Consider the following 19,350-nt stretch of genomic DNA (forward strand, 5'->3'; position numbering starts at 1 on the left):
GCGTACGAGGGTTGACCCACTCTTTTGAACAGTGTGATGCAGGACATAGTGGACCCTGTGGCGTGTCGAGTGACGCTCTTATAGCTTGCCAGGGTGTGAATAGTGCACCGTCGCCCTATGGGGTAATCGGGTACGGTGCAGAAGGTGTTGGCGGTTGATGGCGCCGGTGAAATCGTCCAGCTAATGCGGACTGTTGCATTCCGGGTGCTCGGTGAGAACTCTCGCCGGAAAGCGCTGACCAAACACGGGGGAGCATCATGAAGTTCAATCTGCTCGGTCAGTTCGAGATAGTGGCAACCGATGGCACATCGCTCTTCTTGAGCCGGTCCAAGGTCAGTCAGCTGATCGGCTTACTGCTCTTACAGAACGGCGAAACGGTGAGTGTCGACACGCTTATCGAAGAACTTTGGGGAGGGGATGTCCCGCGCAGTGCGCTCACCACCCTCCAGACGTACATCTATCATTCCCGCAAGATCTTCTCGAATATGTCCGACGGAGAGACCGTTCTCATCACCAGGCCGGCGGGGTACGCCATCCAGGTACCTGACGATGCGACTGACGTAGCGGTCTTCGAACGTCTCGTCCACCGGGCCAGGAGGCGGCTGGGTGAGGGGCAGCCGGAAGCCGCCGTCGAGTGCCTTGACCAGGCCCTCAAACTGTGGCGGGGGCCGGCCCTCGCCGGCATGATGATCGGTGCCGTCCTGGAAGCCCATCTCACCTACATCGATGAACTCCGTTTCGCCGCCGCTGATCTGCACATCGAAGCCAATCAGCGCCTCGGCCGACACCACGAGATCATTCCGCAGCTCCGGCGCCTGGTTGCCGGGCACCCGCTCAACGAAAGCCTTCACGCACAATTGATCAAGACGCTGAACAAGTGTGGTCGGCGGGCCGAGGCATTACAGGCCTACACGAACCTGTGGCGCATTCTCGACACCGAGCTGGGCGTCGAGCCCGCACCCGAACTCCAGCTCCTTCAGCGTCAGTTACTGGTCCGGGGCAGTGTTGCCCAGGGCTGGCGTTGAATCGTCACCTTCACGATCAGGTGAGGAGCGCGACGACCCGCGTCCATCCCGCGCCCGCGCCGGCCAGAGAGACCGGGAAGCAGGAGAGGGTGAATCCCGTCGCCGAGGGGAGAGCGGCCAAGTTGGCGAGTTTCTCGAGCTGAAGGTATTCCTTCGTACGGCCGTAGACATGAGCGGGCCACAGGTGGCCGTGGTCACCCGTGCGCCGGTAGTCCGCGATCATCGACTGCATCGGCCGGTCCAGCCCCCAGGCGTCGATGCCGATGACGCGGACCCCGCTTTCGACCAGGAATTGCGTGCCCTCGCCGGACAGCCCGGCGTAGTCCGTGAGGTACTTCGCCGATCCCCACAGGGCGTCGGCCCCCGTCCACAGCAGCACGATGTCGCCGGGGCGCAGCTCGTGGCGGGCCTTGGTCAGCGCTTGACGGAGGTGGTCGACGGTGATGCCCTCGCCGGCCGGTACATGGCGCAGGTCGAGCCGGACGCCGGGGCCGAAGCACCAGTCGAGCGGAACCTGGTCGATGCTTTTCGCGGGGGCGTTGCCGCTGACCGGACCGTAGTGCAAAGGCGCGTCCATATGCGTGCCGGTGTGCGTGGTGAGCGTGACGGTCTCGTTGGAAATGGCCATCCCGTCGGGGAAGTCCTCCGGGGCGAGCCCGAGCACGCCGGCTGCCGCTACGTGGTCGAGCAGGTCCACTGTGACGGGGGTGGCCTCACTGTCGGTGTCCCGGGTGGCCACGCTCAGGTCGATGAAGCGGCTCACGCCGCCCGTTGCCTCCTCGGCGGATGGCGAGTTCTCGGTGTGTGGCATGACGTGTGTTCCCTCCAGATCACGGCTCGGCCGCAGTTGTGTTTGTCCTTTCAGCCTGGGCCGGGGCAATCGAATACCACTCGGAAATGCCTGGATCCCGGAAAGCGGAATCGAGTTCTCCATAAACATGCGCTCTATCGAGAGCTGCTTGGCAAGCGCCTGGAGCTGTGCAAGGATGTGTGCAGTCCATTATGAATAGAAGGCGGTGGGCGCGGTAAGTGGACGGCCGTGCCCGGAGGGGGAAGTAACATGGAGGCTGAACGGGAAAGCCGGTCGACGGCGATTCCAGGATTTGGGCCCGTGACGGTCCGTCCGGAGGACCAGCGCTATTCGGAACTTGTTTCCGGATTTAATCGCAGGTGGCGCTCCGAGCCCGAATATGTGCGCCTGGCAGGGTCGACCGAACAGGTGTTACGGGCGGTTCAGGAAGCGGTTGACGCGGGAAAGCGGCTGTCCGTTCGCAGTGGTGGGCATTCTTATGCCAACTTGGTCTACCACAAGGATGTCGACGTCATCGTCGATCTGTCGATGATGAACAAAATCTACTTTGACCCGCATCGCACGGCATTTGCCATCGAGAGCGGCGCGAAGCTGGGACAGATCTACGTGGAGCTGTTCCGGGGCTGGGGTGTCACGCTGCCCGGCGGGGTGTGTCCCGACGTCGGGATCGGCGGCCACGCTCAGGGCGGCGGACACGGTCTGCTCTCACGGCAGTTCGGCAACGTGTGCGACCTGATCGAGGCCGTGGAGATCGTGGTCGTCGACCGGCACAGGAAGGCGCGGGTCGTGGTCGCCTCGCGGCAGGACTCCGGTGACCTCAGGGATCTGTGGTGGGCCTGTTCCGGGGCTGGTGGCGGGAACTTCGGAATCGTCACGAAGTTCTGGTTCCGCAAGCTCGGCGCGTCGGGCTGTCTGCCGTCCGCGCAACTGCCGCAGCCGCCCCAGGAGGTGCTCATCAGTACCGCCTTCGCGCCGTGGGAACAGCTGGATCAGGCCAGGTTCACCCGTCTGGTGCGCAACCAGGCTCAGTGGTACATGGAGAACCGTGAACCCGGCTCGCAGGGCGAGGCGCTGTGCGGCCTGCTGTTCGTCCAGCATGCCTCGGGCGGCGGCATCGGCATGCTGACCCAGGTTGATGCCTCGGTGCCGCACGCGGAGAAGGTGCTCAACGACTACCTCACCGCAGTCACCGCCAACACCGGCATCACGCCCTTGCCTTACCGGCGCCTGCCCTGGCTGGCCTCCACCGAGACGATCGACACCAGCAATCCCACGGTGATGACCAATGCCACCCTGCGCGGCGCGGTCAAGGAGGCCTATATGAAGCAGGCCTTCACCGAGGAGCAGTGCGCGGCCATCTATCGGCACATGACGCGCTCGGACTACGCCAACCCCGCCCCGGGTGCGTCGCTGCTCCAGCTGGGCGCCATGGCCGGCGGGCAGATGAACGCGCTCGCCTCCGGGGACCGGGCGCTGATGCAGCGCAACTCGTCCTATGTCGCCCTCTGGTCGACCTTCTGGGCCGACGCGGCCGAGGACGACAAGCACCTTGGCTGGACACGCGAGATCTACGGTGACACCTTCGCGTCGACCGGTGGCTACCCGGTGCCCGGCGACCGCTACGAGGGAAGCAACATCAACTCGCCCGACCCGGACATGCTCGATCCGGACATCAACCGGTCGGGTGTCCCCTGGCACACCTTCTACTTCGGCGAGAACTACCCGCGCCTGCAGCGGACGAAGGTGCGTTGGGACCCTGACAACGTCTTCCGCCACGCGCTGTCGGTCAATGCCGGCGCGGTCGTCAATGCCCGGTAGGAGGCGCTGACTGGCCGCCGGGCCGCTGCACCGGCCCGGCGGCCCCATACGACCTCAAGTGGTCTTCGAGCTCGTGGCACGACGTTGGGGGTGTCGCGACATCAGTGCGCGACCCGTCTACTTGAGGAGAGGCTCACCGCGCCGATGGAAACCACCCACGAGCATCACACCGAACACACCCGCATCGTCGCCGCGCCGCCCCACGTGCTGTACGGCCTGGTGGCGGACGTCACCGTATGGCCCGCCCTCTTCGGTCCCAGCGTGTACGTACGGCACCTGGAGCGCTCCGAGCACGAGGAGCGCTTCGAGCTGTGGGCGACCGTGAACGGCGAGGTCACCAGCTGGGTGTCCCGCCGTACGCTGGACCCGGACGCACTGCGGGTGACCTTCGTTCAGGAGGTCAGCGCCCCGCCGTTCAGGTCGGCAGGCGGCGAGTGGCTCTTCCGCGAGCTTCCCGATGGGCACACCGAAGTGGTGCTTCGCCACTCCTTCACCGTCACGGACGACAGCCCTGAAGCGGTGGCGCGGGTCAATGCGGCGCTGGACCGCAACAGCCCGGAGGAGCTGGCCGCGCTCGGCCGCCTCGCCGAATTCGGCCACGCGGTCGAGGACATCGTCTTCACCTTCTCGGACACCGTCGAGCTCGCCGGGGCCGCGGAGGACGCCTACGACTTCGTGGCGAGGGCGGACCTGTGGGCCGAGCGGCTTCCCCATGTGGGCCGGGTCCGGCTCGCCGAACCCGCTCCGGGCATACAGGACCTCGAGATGGACACGGTGACGGCGGACGGGTCCCGCCACACCACCCGGTCCGTCAGGGTGTGCCGGACGCCGCAGTGGATCGCGTACAAGCAACGCATCACGCCCAAGCTGCTGCTCGGCCATAGTGGGCTGTGGACCTTCGAGGAGGGCGCCGACGGTGCGAGTCTGACCTCCCGGCACACCGTGGTGATCAACCCCGAGGCGGTCGAGTCGGTGCTCGGACATGGCCGGAACCTGGCCGACGCGCGGAAGTTCATCCGCGAGGCGCTCGGCCGCAACAGCGCCACCACCATGTCCCACGCCGCGGACCACGCGGCCCGCAGCCGCGGCTGAGCGACGCCGGTGCGGGCCGGGGGCTCGGCCGTCACGAATCCAGGAGCAGCCGGTCCTGGCGGACCTGCCGGGACTTGTTCAGCAGCTCGCCGTCGACCCGCACCAGCACATCGGTGACCAGACAGACGGGCCCCATCTGCGGCTCGGCCCCGGGCCGGGTGTTGATCACATACGCATAGAACGTCGCAAGGAACGAGCCGTCCTCCTGCGGATCCACGACGATCATGTTGAACCAGTGCCGGCGCACCACGGGTCCGTTGTAGAGGCGTTTGTGGAAGTCTTCCAGCTCGGCCACGATGCCTGGCCGAGTGCACGCCAGCTGGCCGGGCGAGTGGCTGAATTCACCGTCCTCGGTGAACGTCTCCGCGAACGCCTCGAAGGCGCGTCGGTCCATCATCTGCATCTGCCGGGCGTAGAAGTGCTGGACCTCGGCGTACAGGCCGTTGGGTGCCTGGCTCGTCATCGATTTCCTCCAGAGCTGATCAGGGACAGCTGCCACGATGACCGGGAAGGCTCGTGGCCCGCTTGAGGTCCGGTCCAGGGCGTGCCCGATGGGGCGTGACGGACCGGGGCCGGCCCACAGGGCGTGCTCCAGGTGTGTTCGACCGAGCTTCGAGTGGTGGTGGTCAGGCTTCGCCCGTGAAGTCCTGTCCGGTCGGTCTTCGAGGGCCCACGACAGCCGGCAGGCACCCCCGCCTCACCCTGGGTGTGTACCCCCACGCTGCATTGCCGGAGTCAGCCGGGTTCGTCCGTACGCGCGCGGTCCTCCACCTGGGGCTCGCACGCGCCGGATTCCGCATGGCACGGCCTGTGGCCGGCGACGGCAGTGTTGACAACAGGACCCAGGAGAGGCAGCCCGATCGAGAGGAACAGAAATGGCACGAACCAGCAAGCCGGTTGCGATCGTGACCGGTGCCACGAGCGGCATGGGGCTGGCCATCACCGAGCGGCTGGCTGAGCAGGGCAATCGGGTTTATGTCTGTGCACGGCGCGAGGATGTGCTCGCCGAGACCATCAAGTCCTTGCAGGCCAAGGGCTTTGACGTGGACGGCAGCAGCTGTGATGTGGGCTCGCCCGAGCAGGTGCGGCAGTTCGTCGGGTCGGCCGTCGAGCGCTACGGCACCATCGACATCCTGGTCAACAACGCCGGGCGCAGTGGGGGCGGGGCCACCGCCGAGATCTCGGACGAACTGTGGATCGACGTCATCAACACCAACCTCACCAGCGTGTTCGTCATGACGAAGGCCGTGCTGACCCTCGGCGGCATGCAGAACAAGGGCTGGGGTCGCATCATCAACATCGCGTCCACCGGAGGGAAACAGGGCGTCATCCACGCCGCCCCTTACTCAGCCTCCAAGCATGGTGTGGTCGGCTTCAGCAAGGCGCTGGGGCTTGAGCTGGCGCCGACGGGCGTGACCGTGAACGCGGTCTGCCCCGGTTTTGTCGAGACCCCCATGGCTGAACGTGTGCGCGAACACTACTCGGAGATCTGGGGCGTCTCCACCAGCGAGACCTTCGACCGCATCACGGCTCGCGTGCCGATCCGTCGCTACGTGGAAACGGACGAGGTCGCTGCGATGGTGGAGTACCTCGTCAGCGACCGAGCCGGAGCGGTAACGGCTCAGGCACTCAACGTGTGCGGCGGGCTGGGGAATTACTAAGCTCTGTCGCGCACGCTCGCCGAGCGGCGTCGCGGCATCCGCTCCAGAAGTCACCGTGATCGAACCATCAGTGTGAAAGGCGTGACATGCCCAACGGACAGCACCAGGGGGAAGTGGCCCTGGTCACGGGAGCCAACAAGGGTCTCGGCAAGCAGATCGCCCGGCGGCTGGGAGCTGAGGGGATGACCGTCTACCTCGGTGCGCGGGATGCCCAACGCGGCCGTGAGACGGAGAGCGAACTGAGAGAGGCGGGCCTCGATGCTCGCTTCGTCCACCTTGATGTGACCGTGCAGACCCAGGTCGACGCCACGGCCAAGCGGATCGAGGCGGAGTCCGGCCGGCTCGATGTCCTGGTCAACAACGCGGGCATCGTGGTCGAATGGGGCATCCCCGTCGCCGACATCACCGCGGACCGTATGCGGGCGGCCTTCGACGTCAATGTGTTCGGCACGGTCGCCGTGACCCAGGCGTGCATTCCGCTGCTGCGCCGCTCAAGCGCCCCGCGTGTGGTGAACCTCTCCAGCCCACTGGGCTCGCTGGGCCTGCTCAGTGAGCCGGGCCATCCCGTCTCCACCCGGGGCCTGCTGCCCTACAGCTCGTCCAAGGCGGCGCTCAACGCCATGACACTCGTTTACGCGAACGCACTGCGGGAGGAGGGCATCCGGGTCAATGCGGCCAACCCCGGGCTCGTGGCCACCGACCTGAACGCCGACTCCCCCTTCAGCCGGGGAACCCGTTCGCCCGAGGAGGGCGCCGACGCCCCCGTGTGGCTCGCGCTCACGGGCGCGGACGGCCCGACCGGGAGCTTCCGCGGCGGCATGGACGGCACGGTGGACGAAGTCGTGCCGTGGTGAGCCGGGCCGGCCGGGTCCGCGTGCCCTGTCCGGCCCGTACGCATCCGGCGTGCGGACTGCCTGCCGGTTCGAACGTGCGCCAGGGCTCGACAAGGAACGTGGGACACCGGCGAGTTGCCCCGGAGGGGTGATGGGCCCATGCCCCGAGGCCGGCCCGGTCGCGATCGGGCCGGCCTTCGCGCATCAAAGCAACTGTCTCGGGCTTCCAGGAGAACCCCGGTTTCTTCCCAGGTAGCTCACCAGCAGGCTCTTCGGCAATGGGTGCTGCAGACTAGCTGATGCCCTATCAGGCTCGCCTGGAAAGCATCACTCTTTCAGCGAGGATCGATGGGCGTGAGATTCCGAGCTGTCTCAGTGGTCGATCGGGCCTGGACAAGCTTCCGGGGGCGCAGGTCCCACGCGCAAGACCTCGAATTTGCGATCTCCTGTCACGCGGCCTGTCCCCATCCCGTCCCAGTTCGTACGCATGCTCCGCGCGCACATCGAACGCTTTGGTGCGGAGCGGGACGGGCGGTTGTTTCGGAACCAGGCGGGCAATTATGTGGACTTCGCGGCGTACGGCATTCAAGTTGGCGCCTGACGGTCAAAAGCCCACGTCAGGCGCCCTTCTTATGCCCCTAGAAGAACCCCAGCTTCTTGGCCGAGTAGCTCACCAGCAGGTTCTTCGTCTGCTGGTAATGGTCCAGCATCATCTTGTGGGTTTCCCGGCCGATGCCGGATTGCTTGTAGCCGCCGAAGGCCGCGTGGGCCGGGTAGGCGTGGTAGCAGTTGGTCCATACGCGGCCGGCCTGGATGGCGCGGCCGGCGCGGTAGGCGGTGGAGCCGTCGCGGGTCCAGACGCCCGCGCCCAGGCCGTAGAGGGTGTCGTTGGCGATGCCGATGGCGTCGTCGAAGTCGGAGAAGGGGGCCACGGCGACCACCGGGCCGAAGATCTCCTCCTGGAAGACCCGCATGCCGTTGTTGCCCTCGAAGATGGTCGGGCGGACGTAGTAGCCGCCCTCCAACTCGCCGCCCAGTTCGGCGCGGGAGCCGCCGGTCAGGATGCGGGCGCCTTCTTTCTGGCCGATGTCCAGGTAGGAGAGGATCTTCTCCAGCTGGTCGTTGGAGGCCTGGGCGCCGATCATGGTGTCGGTGTCCAGGGGATGGCCCTGGACGATCTTCTCCGTGCGGGCCACGCCGGCCGCCAGGAAGTCGTCGTAGTGCCCGCGCTGGATCAGCGCCCGGGACGGACAGGTGCACACCTCGCCCTGGTTGAGGGCGAACATGGTGAAGCCCTCCAGCGCCTTGTCCTGGAAGTCGTCGGCCGCCGACGAGACGTCGTCGAAGAAGATGTTGGGGCTCTTGCCGCCCAGTTCGAGGGTCACCGGCCGCAGGTGCTCGGACGCGTACTGCATGATCAGCCGGCCGGTGGTGGTCTCGCCGGTGAACGCGACCTTGGCGACCCGGGGGCTGGAGGCGAGCGGCTTGCCGGCCTCCGCGCCGAAGCCGTTGACGATGTTGATCACGCCCGGCGGCAGCAGATCGGCGATCAGACTCATCCAGAAGTGCACCGACACCGGGGTCTGTTCGGCCGGCTTGAGGACCACGGCGTTGCCGGCGGCCAGCGCCGGGGCGAGCTTCCAGGTCGCCATCAGGATCGGGAAGTTCCAGGGGATGATCTGGGCGACCACCCCGAGGGGTTCGTGGAAGTGGTAGGCGACGGTGTCCTCGTCGATCTCCGACAGCGAGCCCTCCTGGGCGCGGATCGCGCCCGCGAAGTAGCGGAAGTGGTCGATGGCGAGCGGGATGTCGGCCGCCAGGGTCTCCCGTACGGGTTTGCCGTTCTCCCAGCTCTCCGCGACCGCCAGCTTCTCCAGGTTCTGCTCCATGCGGTCAGCGATCTTGTGGAGGATCCCGGCGCGTTCGGCGGCGGAGGTGCGGCCCCAGCCGGGCGCCGCCGCGTGGGCGGCGTCCAGGGCACGTTCGACGTCCTCGGCCGTGCCCCGCGCGACCTCGGTGAAGGGCTGTCCGTTGACCGGCGTCGGATTCTCGAAGTACCGGCCCTGCGCCGGCGCGACGAACTCGCCGCCGATCCAGTGGTCGTAGCGGGGCAGATAGCTCATGACGGCGTCGGCGGAACCCGGGCTGGCGTAACGGGCCATGGGGCGGCCTCCCAATCGCTCTCGGCGCGGTGCCCGCCACTCCCGTGCGACGGGCGATGCGCGCAGGCTAGGGCCGCGGAGGTTGCGGGAAGGTTGCGACGCGCGAGGGGCCGGGGGCGGGCGCCGCACCGGTCCGGGAAGCGCCCGTCAGGCCGTAGGCGGCGCGCAGCCGGTCGGCGGTGGCCATCGGTGCGGTGCGGGCGGGGGAGCGCTCCGGCAGGGCGTCCACCAGGGCCTCCCAGATCGCCAGGTCGTCCTCGCCCCAGGGCGTGCGCGACCATTCGCGGAGCAGACCGGGGTCGTGGGCGCCGAGCAGCGCACACCGTGTGCGGTCCTCCAGCGCCCCGCGCAGCCGCTGGACGCCCGGAGCCTCCGACAGCGGCAGCAGCGGACCGCGGTAGGCGGTCAGCGCCGCGTGCACCTCGCCGGCCGCCAAGGCCTCCTCGACCGTTCGCACATCGGTCTCCACGGGCCGGCTGAGCCGGTACGGACGCGAGTGGAGCAGGGTGCCGACGAGCTGCCGCAGCCGGGACAGCTCGGCCCGCAGCGTCACCGGGCGCCGCTCGCGCTCGCCGTACAGCAGCACCGCGAGCCGATCGCCCGTGAGCCCCTCGGGGTGTCCCGCCAGCAGCACCATGATCTCGCTGTGCCGTCGGCCGAGCCGGTATCGCTCGCCGTCGACGACCAGCAGCGCCTCGTCCCGGCCGAGCGCCGACAGACACACGCCCCACTCCGGTACGCCCGCGGCGAGATGGGCCTCCGCGGCGCGCGCGGTGGCCTGTACCAGGGCCAGGCTGTGCGGGCTCGCCAGGTGGTCGCCGCCGGTGATGTCCACGGCGCCCAGCAGCCGCCCGGTGCGCGGATCGTGCAGCGGGGCGGCGGCACAGGTCCAGCGCTGCACCCGACGGTTGTAGTGCTCGGCGGCGAAGATCTGTACGGCGTGATCGGCGGCGAGGGCGGTGCCCGGGGCGTTGGTGCCGGCGTGCCGCTCGTCCCAGCGGGCGCCGACGACGAAGTTCATCCGCTCGGCGCTGCGCCGCACCCCGCGGTGCCCCTCCACCCACAGCAGCCGTCCCTGCGGATCGCAGACGGCCAGTAGATGGGCGCCGTCCTGCGCGAAACTGCCCAGCAGCTCACGGAAGACGGGCATGGCGCGGGCGAGCGGGTGTCCCTCCCGGTAGGCGCCCAGCGCGGACTCGTCCAGCTCGATGGGTACGGTGCCGTCCGCCGCGGCGCGGGCGTCGGCGGAGCGGCGCCAGGAGTCGGCGACCACCTGGCGCACCGGCGGTGCCACGGTCCCGTCGGCCAGGAAGGCCGCATGGGCCCGGCGCACCGTGCGGGTGCGCTCCACCGGGTCGGCACCGGCCTCCATCGCCAGCCAGGGGTTGACCACGTGACACCTCTTCGTTCCCGCTCCTGCCCTTGGGGCGATGGTGCTCGTACCGGGCGGAGCCGTAAACCCCGCGGGGGCGCACGACGGGCTCCCGCGCCGCCCCATCGGGGGATTGCCAGGGAGCCGGAGTCGGTGCAACACGACGGACGGGCGGGAGGGTCCGCCTCCCGCCCGTGCGCCGCGTCCCGCGCTAGGTGATCGACTTGATCAGCTCGCCGTTCGCGGTGTCGCCGCTCAGCTCCCAGAAGAAGGTGCCGCCCAGCCCCTGGGCGTTCTTGAAGGCCATCTTGCCGCCGATGGTCTGCGGGGTGTCATAACTCCACCACTGGTCACCGCACTTGGCGTAGGCGGTGCCGCCCACCGTGCCGGTGGCCGGACAGCGGGTCTTGAGCGCCTTGTAGTCCTCGATGCCGGCCTCGTACTTCCCCGGCGCCGCGCCGGACGCCGTGCCGCCCGGCGCGTCCTGGGTGACGCCCGACCAGCCGCGGCCGTAGAAGCCGATGCCCAGCAGCAGCTTGCTCGCCGGCACACCGAGGCCCTTGAGCTTGGTGAGGGTGTCGGTGGTGTTGAACCCGGCCTTCGGGATGCCGCTGTACGCGGTGAGCGGGGAGTGCGGGGCGGTGGGTCCCTTGGCGTCCCAGGCACCGAAGTAGTCGTAGGTCATCGGGTTGTACCAGTCGACGTACTGGGCCGCGCCCGCGTAGTCGGCGGCGTCCATCTTCCCGCCGGCCGAGGCGTCCGCGGTGATCGCGGCGGTCACCAGAGCATTCGCGCCGAACGCCGACCGCAGTGCCCGCATGACCCCGGTGAAGGCGTCCCGGCCGCTGGTGTCGCAGGTCAGGCCGCAGGCGTTGGGGTACTCCCAGTCGATGTCGATGCCGTCGAAGACGTCGGCCCACCGCTTGTCCTCGACCAGGTCGCGGCAGGACCGGGCGAAGGCGTCGGGATTCCGGGCGGCCTCGGCGAAGCCGCCCGACCACGTCCAGCCGCCGAACGACCAGATCACCTTCAGGCCCGGGTGCAGCTTCTTGAGCTCGCGCAGCTGGTGGAAGTTGCCGCGCAGGGCGCCGTTGTCCCAGGTGTCGGCCGTGCCGTCGACGCTCTGGTCGGCGGGGTAGGCCTTGTCGTAGTCGGCGTAGGAGTCGCCGATGGCGCACTTGCCGCCCTGCACGTTGCCGAAGGCGTAGTTGATGTGGGTCAGCCGGGCCGCCGAGCCCGAGGTCTCGATGTTTTTGACGTGGTAATTGCGGTCGTAGACACCCCAGTTGGTGAAGTATCCGACGACCTTGTTGCCGGCTGCTTTGTTGCCGGCTGCTTCGGTGCCGGTGGCAGGTGCGGCGACGGCCGGCGCGGCGGTGACCGGGTGGTGCGCGGCGGGGGCGCCGGTGGGGGCGGCGGAGGCGGGTCCGGCGAGCAGGGTGCCGGCCAGTGCCGCGGTGCACAGTGCGGTGACGGCGGCGATCAGTCTGCGGGGTGTGCGTATCCGGTGCGGTCCGAGCATGTCGTGTCTCCTCGAGGGGGCGAGGGATGGTGCCTGACCTGACCTGCGTTCCGAATTGGCATGAACGCGTAGAACGTTTGCAGCAGAAGGTAGAAGGACTAGACCACTGCGTCAATGGTTCGGACCAATTCCCGGCCGATCGGGGCCGGGGCCTGATCTCCGCGGTCCGTGATGATCAACCCGTGACGCGGGGCCGCCGATCGGGCATACTCCTAGCGCCACCGTCGCAGGTCATCGCCTTCCGAGACCCGGAAAGCGATCATCGGACCGGCATTACGGAAACCGGCGCCGCCGCCCACCCCGTCCGCGCGGCGCCGCAGCGCCCGACAGGGAGGAGAGCGCCGCCATGACCGAGTACGGCCCCCAGCCGGTGGACCGCAGGTTGCCCACGGAGGAAGCCCGCGATCTGCTGACACTCGTACGCGAGCTCGCCGAGCGCGAGATCAGGCCCACGGCGGGCGAGGAGGAGGACGCCGGGCGCTTCCCGCGCGAGACCTTCACCCTGCTGTCCCGATCCGGTCTGCTCTCGCTGCCCTACGACGAGGAATTCGGCGGGGGCGGCCAGCCCTACGAGGTCTACCTCCAGGTCGTGGAGGAACTCGCCGCCGCCCGGCTCACCGTCGGCCTCGGCGTCAGCGTGCACACCCTCGCCTGCCACGCACTCGCCGGATTCGGCACCAAGGAGCAGCGGGCCGAACACCTTCCGGACATGCTCGGCGGCGGCCTCCTCGGCGCGTACTGCCTCTCCGAGCCCTCCTCGGGCTCCGATGCCGCGTCCCTGACCACCCGGGCCACCCGTGACGGCGACGCCTGGACGCTGGAGGGCACCAAGGCCTGGACCACCCACGGCGGCGTGGCCGACTTCTACACCGTCCTGGCCCGCACCGGCGGCAGCGGCGCCCACGGCATCACCGCCTTCCTGGTCCCCGGCGACGCGGAAGGCCTGAGCGCCGCCACCCCCGAGCGCAAGATGGGCATGAAGGGCTCCCCGACGGCCCAGCTGCACTTCGACGCCGTCCGCGTCCCCGATGCCCGCCGCCTCGGGGACGAGGGCCAGGGCTTCGCCATCGCGCTGTCCGCCCTGGACTCCGGGCGCCTGGGCATCGCGGCCTGCGCCATCGGCGTCGCCCAGGCGGCGCTGGACGAGGCGCTCACCTACACCGCCGAACGGCAGCAATTCGGCCGCCCGATCCTGGACTTCCAGGGCCTGCGGTTCATGCTCGCCGACATGGCCACCCAGATCGAGGCCGGCCGCGCGCTCTACCTCACCGCCGCCCGGCTGCGCGACGCCGGTCTGCCGTTCTCCAAGGAGGCGGCGATGGCCAAGCTGTTCTGCACGGACACCGCGATGCGGGTGACCACCGACGCCGTCCAGCTCCTCGGCGGCTACGGCTACACCCTCGACTTCCCGGCCGAACGCTATATGCGCGAGGCCAAGGTCCTGCAGATCGTCGAGGGCACCAACCAGATCCAGCGGATGGTCATCGCCCGCCATCTCGCGGGCCCCGAAACGCGCTGAGCGGCAGCGGCGGAGCGGGCCGGGGCGACTGCCTCCGGCCCGCTCCGCCGCGTTCTGCTTCCCGGCCCTCCCGCCGCCGGGCCGACGGCAGCGAGCCGTGCGAACGGTCCGCCGGCCCGCCCCTGGCCGTCCCGCGGAAGCTGACGTACCGTCAACTCCCGCCGGGGGGCAGCTCTTCCCGCGGCGCACCGCCGACCGCGCGCCCAGGAGGAGACCGTGCCCGACCGCCCGATCGCGCTCGACGAGTACCCGATCCACCAGGTCCCGCTGTCCATGCGGCATGTCGCCACCGGCGACCGCAACGCCTACGACCGCTGCATCTTCCACGTCATGGACCACTCCGGCCGCGCCCTGCTGATCGCCGGCCTCGGCGTCTACCCCAACACCGGCGTCATCGACGCCTATGCCACCCTCCGCCTCGGTGACCGGCTGCACGCCGTGAGGGCTTCCGACGCGCTCACCGACGACCGCATGGCCCTCACCGTCGGCCCGCTCACCATCACCGTCGAGGTGCCCCTCACCCGTCTGCGGCTGACCTGCGCCGCGGACCCCGGCGACCCGGACGGCCTGGCGTACGACCTGACCTGGCACGCGGCGTTCCCGGCCGGCTGGGAGCCGCACCACACCCAGTACCGCGGCGACCGGCTGATGCTCGAAGGCCGGCGGTTCGTCCAGGCCGGCACCTGCACCGGGCGTATCCGCGCCGCGGGGCAGGAGTTCACCGTCACGGCGGGGGAGTGGACCGGCACCCGCGACCGCAGCTGGGGCGTCCGCCCGATACCGGGCGAGGACGGCGGGCGGGCCGCCGAGGAGTCGCGGCCGGAAGGCTTCCACTGGCTCTGGTGCCCGGTGCGCTTCGACGACCGCTTCGTGATGGTCATCGTCCAGGAGGACGCCGACGGCCACCGCACCCTGAACGAGGCCGTCTCGGTCCGCGGCGACGGCGCCCGTGACGTCCAACTCGGCTGGCCGCACAGCGACATCACCTATCGCCCCGGCACCCGCCACCCCGAACGCGCCGTCCTCCACCTCACCGCCCCCGACCGCACCCCCCTCGACCTCACCGCCGAGATCCTCACCTCCTCGCCCCTGGCCGTGGGCGCCGGATACCCTCCCGCCGACGACTGGCAGCACGGCACCTGGCGCGGCCACGGCTGGACCGACCGCCGCAGCTACGACCTCTCCGACCCGGCGGCCCACCCGCTCGCCGCCTACGGCGTCACCGACCACGCCGCCCGCTTCACCCTGGACGGCCGGACCGGGTACGGCATCTTCGAGCACGGCAGCTTCGGCCGCCACGACCCGAGCGGATTCGCCGGTTATGACTCCGTCGCGGGGGAGGACGGCCGATGACGGACCACCCGCTGCCCGAGGACGGCTCCCCGGACGTCCGGCGCCCGCGCACCACCACCCGCGACCCCGAGCTGCTCACCCGGCGCCTCACCGCCTGGCTCGACACCCGGCTCCCCGGCGCCCGCGCCCGCGGCGCGAGCGTCCCGGACGCCAACGGGATGTCCAGCGAGACCCTGCTCTTCGACATCGACCACCCCGACCCGCCGGAGGCCGCCTGCGCGCTGCGGCTGGCCGCCGACCCCGCCGCGTACTGCGTCTTCCCCCGGTACGACATGGCGCGGCAGTACCGCACCATGCGCCTGGTCGCCGCCCGCACCGACGTCCCGGTGCCCCGCACCCTCTGGCTGGAGGAGGACCCGGCGCATCTCGGCGCCCCGTTCTTCGTCATGTCGCGCGCCGCCGGCCGCGTCCCACCGGACGTCATGCCCTATACGTACGAGGGCAATTGGCTGCACGACGCCACCGACGCCGAGCGCGAGCGGCTGGAGGCCGACAGCGTCGCGGTCCTCGCCCGGCTGCACGAGCAAGTCCCGCTCACCGAGGCCGAGTTCCTCGCCACGCCCGGTACGGGCAGTGCCCTGCACCGCCATGTCGGGGCCCAACGGGCCTACTACTGCTGGGTGGTGGACGGCCGTCCTCGCTCCCCGCTGATCGAGCGCGGCTTCGCATGGCTCGCCGACCACTGGCCGTCGGACCCCGGTGAGACCGTACTGAGCTGGGGAGATGCCAGGATCGGCAACATCGTCTACGACGGTTTCGCGCCGGCCGCCGTCCTCGACTGGGAAATGGCCGCTCTGGGCCCCCGCGAACTCGACCTGGGCTGGATGGTCTACCTCCACCGCTTCTTCCAGGACCTGGCCGAAGCCGGCGGCCGGCGGGGACTGCCCGGCCTGCTGTGTCGGGACCGCGTCGAGAGCCGCTACGCCCGGCTCACCGGGCGCCCGCCCCGGGACATGGAGTTCCACACCCTCTACGCGGCCCTGCGGCACGCCATCGTCATGCTGCGCGTGGCCTACCGCCGGGTCCACTTCGGCGAGGCGCCGGCCCCGGCCGACGCCGATGCGCTGATCCTCCACCGGGACACCCTGGAGGCGATGCTCGCGGGCCGCTACTGGTGAGACGGGCCGCTACCGGTGAGGCCGGAGCGCCCGTGTGTACGGGCGCGGAGCGGCACTCAGGCGCGCGGACGCATCCCCGGCACCCGGGCCGGCCGGGTGCCGGGCCCGCCGACGTGCGAGAACGGCTGGCGGCGCCAGTCCAGGCCGGCGGGCAGGGTCAGCAGCACGGCCGCGTCCTGCTCCTGGGTGTCCAGGGCGTCCTCGGTCTCCGGGGCCTCGGACACCGCCCGGCCGGAGCCCTGGCACACCGTCAGGCCGAACGGGTTCCACGGCGAGGGGCACCGGGCATGCTCCGGAAGGACGTCCTCGTCCGCCAGCAGCGCGATCGGCTGCCGGCAGTCGGGGCAGGTCACGCGGTAGATCTCATAGGTGTCGAACGGGTCGTCCCCGCCACCGGCGCCGGGACTGCCGTCCTCCTGGGCGCCGGTGTTCGCGGCAGCGGAGTCCTGCTGAAGACGTCGCATGATGTCCATCCCCCTCGGGTGGGCCGATCGGATCGCTGACTTCCTGTGACGGGCGGTCCTGGCCACCACCAGCAATTCCCTTCATGCCCCGCGCATAATCGCGGGCGTCCGGCGGACACCGGTTCACCCATGTGGCATTGGTCACACAACCGGGCGCACGGGTGCTCACGAGCCGGCGCGCAGTGCGCATTCGCGCCCGCGCACAGTAGGTTGAACGGGTGGAGGAGTTGGACCGACAAATCGTGGATCTGCTCGTCAAGGACGGGCGGATGAGCTACACCGACCTGGGCAAGGCCACCGGTCTGTCCACCTCGGCGGTGCACCAGCGGGTGCGCCGTCTGGAACAGCGCGGTGTCATCCGGGGCTATGCCGCCATCGTGGACCCCGAAGCCGTGGGCCTGCCGCTCACCGCCTTCATCTCGGTCAAGCCCTTCGACCCCAGCGCGCCGGACGACATCGCCGACCGCCTCGCCGAGGTGCCCGAGCTGGAGGCCTGCCACAGCGTCGCCGGCGACGAGAACTACATCCTCAAGGTCCGGGTGGCCACCCCACTGGAGCTGGAGCACCTGCTCACCCGCATCCGCACCCTGGCCGGCGTCTCCACCCGCACCACCGTCGTGCTCTCCACCCCCTACGAGGCCCGTCCGCCGCGTATCTGACCGTTGATCGCCCCCCGCGTGCGATCCGGTCCCGCACAGGGGCCAAACTGTCCGGTATGAGCGCGCACGTTCCCGAACCGGCCCGGCAGCACCCCTCCCGCACCGTCCTGCTGCGCGGTGGCGAGGTGCACAGCCCCGCGGACCCCTTCGCCACCGCCATGGTCGTGGAGGGTGACCGCATCGCCTGGGTCGGCGAGGAGGGCGCCGCCGACTCCTTCGCCGACGGCGTCGACGAGGTCGTGCAGCTCGACGGCGCGCTGGTCACCCCAGCGTTCACGGACGCACACGTGCACACCACCGCGACCGGGCTGGCGCTCACCGGGCTCGACCTGTCCGGCGCCGGCGACCTGCCCGAGGCGCTGGCCCGGATCCGCGCCTACGCCGCCGCCCGCCCGGCCGACCGGGTCCTGCTCGGCCACGGCTGGGACGCCGCGAGGTGGCCGGCGGGCCGGGCTCCCTCCCGCGCGGAGCTGGACGAGGCCGCCGGCGGCCGCCCGCTCTACCTCACCCGGGTCGACGTGCACTCCGCGGTCGTGACGACGGCGCTGCTGGACCTGGTCCCCGGCGTCCGCGCGCGCACCGGATTCCACGCCGACGCCCCGCTGACCGGCGACGCCCACCACGCGGTGCGCGAGGCCGCCTACGCCACCCTCACCCCCGCCCAGCGCACCGAGGCCCAGACCGCCGCCCTGGCACGGGCCGCCGCCCTCGGCATCGGCACCCTCCACGAGTGCGCCGGCCCGGACATCTCCGGCGAGGACGACTTCACCGGGCTGCTCGCCCTCGCCCGGCAGGGGACCGGCCCGCGCGTGGTCGGCTACTGGGCCGAGACGGTCGCATCCGCAAAGGACGCGCAGCGGATCCGCGAACTGGGCGCGATCGGCGCCGCGGGCGATCTGTTCGCCGACGGCTCGCTCGGGTCGCACACCGCCCACCTGCACGCCCCGTACGCGGACGCCGCCCACACCGGCGTCGCCCAGCTGGCCGCCGAGGACATCGCCGCCCACGTCGCCGCCTGCACCGAGGCCGGTCTCCAGGCCGGTTTCCACGCCATCGGCGACGCCGCGCTCACCCACGTCGTCGACGGCGTACGGGCCGCCGCCGAGCGCGTCGGCCTGGACCGGATCCGGGCCGCCCGGCACCGCGTCGAGCACGCCGAGATGCTCACCGAGCGCACCATCGCCGGCTTCGCCGAGCTGGCCCTGACCGCCTCCGTCCAGCCTGCCTTCGACGCGGCCTGGGGCGGCACGGAGGGCATGTACGCCGCCCGCCTGGGCGCCGAGCGGGCGCGCACCCTCAACCCGTACGCCGCGCTGCTCAAGGCCGGTGTCCCGCTCGCCCTGGGGTCCGACAGCCCGGTCACCCCGCTCGACCCCTGGGGCACCGTGCGCGCCGCCGTCTTCCACCGCACCCGCGCCCACGGCATCTCGGCCCGGGCCGCGTTCACCGCCCACACCCGCGGCGGCTGGCGCGCCGTCGGCCGGGACGACGCGGGCGTCCTGGTGCCCGGCGCACCCGCCGACTACGCGGTCTGGCGCACCGGCGAGCTGCTCGTCCAGGCGCCCGACGAGCGGGTGGAACGCTGGTCGACCGACCCCCGCTCCGGCACCCCCGGCCTGCCCGATCTCACCCCCGGCAACGACCTCCCGGTGTGCCTGACCACGGTCGTCGGCGGGCGAACGGTCTTCGGGCCGCCGAACGAGTGACTTCGCGCGGGCACGTGCCGTCGCGGACCGTGCTTGCCGCTCCTTGGCTCTCCTGGGGCCGCTCGGGGCTGACCTGGGGCGACGCGAAACGACGCAGGCGGGGCACCTGTTGACAGCAGGCGGTCGGCGGCCGGTAGGTTCGGCCGAGTCCACCACAGGACGTCCGACCGGCAGACCTCCGCGCAGTCGTCGAACGCAGCTGGGCCATGGGGCGGCGTGCCACTGGGCACACCAT

General features: G+C 70.4%; 16 protein-coding genes. 10 read left to right on the plus strand and 6 right to left on the minus strand.

The window, feature by feature from the left end:
* The first annotated feature begins 257 nt into the window (after positions 1-257).
* Positions 258-1,025, plus strand: coding sequence for an AfsR/SARP family transcriptional regulator (locus ACQP17_RS31535; RefSeq protein ID WP_433859347.1), 768 nt, complete (start codon positions 258-260; stop codon positions 1,023-1,025).
* 16 nt (positions 1,026-1,041) lie between these two features.
* Here ACQP17_RS31535 and ACQP17_RS31540 read toward each other — a convergent pair whose 3' ends face one another.
* Positions 1,042-1,836 (minus strand): cyclase family protein, encoded by a 795-nt coding sequence (locus tag ACQP17_RS31540; RefSeq protein ID WP_433859348.1) that lies wholly within the window; start codon positions 1,834-1,836, stop codon positions 1,042-1,044.
* A gap of 300 nt (positions 1,837-2,136) precedes the next feature.
* Here ACQP17_RS31540 and ACQP17_RS31545 point away from each other — a divergent pair, with 300 nt between their 5' ends.
* Together ACQP17_RS31545 and ACQP17_RS31550 are read left to right on the plus strand one after the other, a co-directional pair.
* Positions 2,137-3,654 (plus strand): FAD-dependent oxidoreductase, encoded by a 1,518-nt coding sequence (locus tag ACQP17_RS31545; protein ID WP_433859349.1) that lies wholly within the window; start codon positions 2,137-2,139, stop codon positions 3,652-3,654.
* A gap of 144 nt (positions 3,655-3,798) precedes the next feature.
* Positions 3,799-4,746, plus strand: coding sequence for an aromatase/cyclase (locus tag ACQP17_RS31550; RefSeq protein ID WP_433859350.1), 948 nt, complete (start codon positions 3,799-3,801; stop codon positions 4,744-4,746).
* Positions 4,747-4,777: 31 nt separating this feature from the next.
* On the opposite strand, the gene ACQP17_RS31555 is transcribed toward ACQP17_RS31550, so the two are convergent.
* Entirely contained in the window at positions 4,778-5,209 is a 432-nt protein-coding gene (locus tag ACQP17_RS31555; RefSeq protein WP_433859351.1) for a nuclear transport factor 2 family protein, read from the minus strand.
* A gap of 412 nt (positions 5,210-5,621) precedes the next feature.
* Here ACQP17_RS31555 and ACQP17_RS31560 point away from each other — a divergent pair, with 412 nt between their 5' ends.
* Together ACQP17_RS31560 and ACQP17_RS31565 are read left to right on the plus strand one after the other, a co-directional pair.
* Positions 5,622-6,407, plus strand: coding sequence for an SDR family NAD(P)-dependent oxidoreductase (locus tag ACQP17_RS31560; protein ID WP_433859352.1), 786 nt, complete (start codon positions 5,622-5,624; stop codon positions 6,405-6,407).
* Positions 6,408-6,493: 86 nt separating this feature from the next.
* The gene (locus tag ACQP17_RS31565; RefSeq protein WP_433859353.1) at positions 6,494-7,261 is read left to right on the plus strand and encodes an SDR family oxidoreductase; all 768 of its coding nucleotides are present in this window, start codon (positions 6,494-6,496) and stop codon (positions 7,259-7,261) included.
* A gap of 617 nt (positions 7,262-7,878) precedes the next feature.
* Here ACQP17_RS31565 and adh read toward each other — a convergent pair.
* From adh to ACQP17_RS31580, 3 genes are all read right to left on the minus strand, one after another.
* Complete coding sequence (gene adh / locus ACQP17_RS31570; protein WP_433859354.1) at positions 7,879-9,402, minus strand: aldehyde dehydrogenase; 1,524 nt, start codon at positions 9,400-9,402, stop codon at positions 7,879-7,881.
* Positions 9,403-9,469: 67 nt separating this feature from the next.
* Complete coding sequence (locus tag ACQP17_RS31575; protein ID WP_433859355.1) at positions 9,470-10,795, minus strand: GAF domain-containing protein; 1,326 nt, start codon at positions 10,793-10,795, stop codon at positions 9,470-9,472.
* A gap of 190 nt (positions 10,796-10,985) precedes the next feature.
* Entirely contained in the window at positions 10,986-12,296 is a 1,311-nt protein-coding gene (locus tag ACQP17_RS31580) for a glycoside hydrolase family 18 protein (protein ID WP_433859356.1), read from the minus strand.
* Positions 12,297-12,642: 346 nt separating this feature from the next.
* Between ACQP17_RS31580 and ACQP17_RS31585 the strand changes: the two genes are divergently transcribed.
* From ACQP17_RS31585 to ACQP17_RS31595, 3 genes are all read left to right on the plus strand, one after another.
* Positions 12,643-13,815, plus strand: a complete 1,173-nt coding sequence (locus ACQP17_RS31585) for an acyl-CoA dehydrogenase family protein (RefSeq protein ID WP_433859357.1) — start codon at positions 12,643-12,645, stop codon at positions 13,813-13,815.
* A gap of 216 nt (positions 13,816-14,031) precedes the next feature.
* Entirely contained in the window at positions 14,032-15,168 is a 1,137-nt protein-coding gene (locus tag ACQP17_RS31590; protein ID WP_433859358.1) for a hypothetical protein, read from the plus strand.
* Positions 15,165-16,286, plus strand: a complete 1,122-nt coding sequence (locus tag ACQP17_RS31595) for a phosphotransferase family protein (RefSeq protein WP_433859359.1) — start codon at positions 15,165-15,167, stop codon at positions 16,284-16,286. Before ACQP17_RS31590 ends, ACQP17_RS31595 begins: the two co-directional genes overlap by 4 nt.
* 56 nt (positions 16,287-16,342) lie before the next feature.
* Here the strand turns inward: ACQP17_RS31595 and ACQP17_RS31600 are convergent, their stop codons facing one another.
* Positions 16,343-16,759 carry a hypothetical protein gene (locus ACQP17_RS31600; RefSeq protein ID WP_433859360.1) on the minus strand — a complete coding sequence of 139 codons (417 nt, stop codon included), beginning with the start codon at positions 16,757-16,759 and terminating at the stop codon, positions 16,343-16,345.
* 209 nt (positions 16,760-16,968) lie between these two features.
* Here ACQP17_RS31600 and ACQP17_RS31605 point away from each other — a divergent pair, with 209 nt between their 5' ends.
* Together ACQP17_RS31605 and ACQP17_RS31610 are read left to right on the plus strand one after the other, a co-directional pair.
* Complete coding sequence (locus tag ACQP17_RS31605) at positions 16,969-17,409, plus strand: Lrp/AsnC family transcriptional regulator (RefSeq protein ID WP_026170119.1); 441 nt, start codon at positions 16,969-16,971, stop codon at positions 17,407-17,409.
* A 56-nt stretch (positions 17,410-17,465) separates the two neighbouring features.
* Entirely contained in the window at positions 17,466-19,115 is a 1,650-nt protein-coding gene (locus tag ACQP17_RS31610) for an amidohydrolase (RefSeq protein ID WP_433859361.1), read from the plus strand.
* Positions 19,116-19,350: the final 235 nt, after the last annotated feature.

It is taken from the genome of Streptomyces kronopolitis (genome assembly GCF_050953795.1).
GTDB classification, from domain to species: Bacteria; Actinomycetota; Actinomycetes; order Streptomycetales; family Streptomycetaceae; genus Streptomyces; species Streptomyces kronopolitis_A.